Below are 762 nucleotides of genomic sequence, written 5' to 3'. Positions count from 1 at the left end.
CGAACAGGTGCTGCGTGCGCTGATTGCCAGCCTGCATCCGGAGACCCGCAAAGTACCGGTAGAGCCGCTGCTTGAGTGCCCGTCGGGACTGCAGATGAACAGCCTGCCAGGTGTGCTGACCCAGGTGCTGGCCAACCTGATTCTCAACAGTGTGCGGCATGCGTTTGCGGATCAGGCCGCCCCGCTGATCGAGATTCGCCTACAAGAGCAGAGCGAGCAGGTGTTGTTGGACTACCGTGACAATGGTTGTGGTGTGCCGGAGTCTTTGCGCGAGCGCATTTTCGAGCCGTTCTTTACCACCAAACGTGGCAGCGGCGGTTCCGGGTTGGGCCTGAACATTGTTTACAACCTGGTAACCCGTAAACTGGGCGGCAAGCTGGAGTTCAGTTCGCAGCCCGGGCAGGGCGTTCATTTTCGTCTCAGCCTGCCCCGCGAGTTGCCAGCGTTTGGCGCTTAAGCGCCTTGGAGAAAGGGCTAGTCGCCTTCGCCTGGATCAACGGCAATGCGTCCGGCCTTGTTCAACAGCAGCTGGATGAACTCTGCCTGTAGTTCGGGGTCGTTACGCGTCAACTCGATCAGGCTCTGTTCCAGCTCGCTGGCTTCTTCTTCAAGTCCCAGGCTGGATAGGCGCTGGACACGCTCCACCCAGCGCTCGACGCTGTCGCTTTCCAGATCGTCGTAGACCAGCGCATGCGCTTCCTTGAGCTTGCCGCGCAGACTGCGACTAAGTAGTAGGCGGGCTTCGGCGCGCACCTGGCCATC

1 protein-coding gene and 1 pseudogene are annotated in these 762 nt (G+C 60.4%); one reads left to right on the top strand and one right to left on the bottom strand.

Annotated features, from left to right (window positions below; all coding sequences use genetic code 11):
- The coding region (locus CFY91_RS15710; protein ID WP_133063711.1) for a sensor histidine kinase at window positions 1-457 on the top strand (457 nt) is incomplete at its 5' end.
- A gap of 17 nt (window positions 458-474) precedes the next feature.
- On the opposite strand, the pseudogene CFY91_RS15705 reads toward CFY91_RS15710, so the two are convergent.
- A pseudogene (locus tag CFY91_RS15705) lies at window positions 475-762 on the bottom strand (hypothetical protein); the annotation flags it as partial.

The sequence above is a fragment of the Pseudomonas fluvialis genome, assembly GCF_002234375.1.
Lineage (GTDB): Bacteria > Pseudomonadota > Gammaproteobacteria > Pseudomonadales > Pseudomonadaceae > Aquipseudomonas > Aquipseudomonas fluvialis.
Note: the sequence above shows the minus strand (reverse complement) of the source record. Positions and strands in the feature narration are given on the sequence as shown.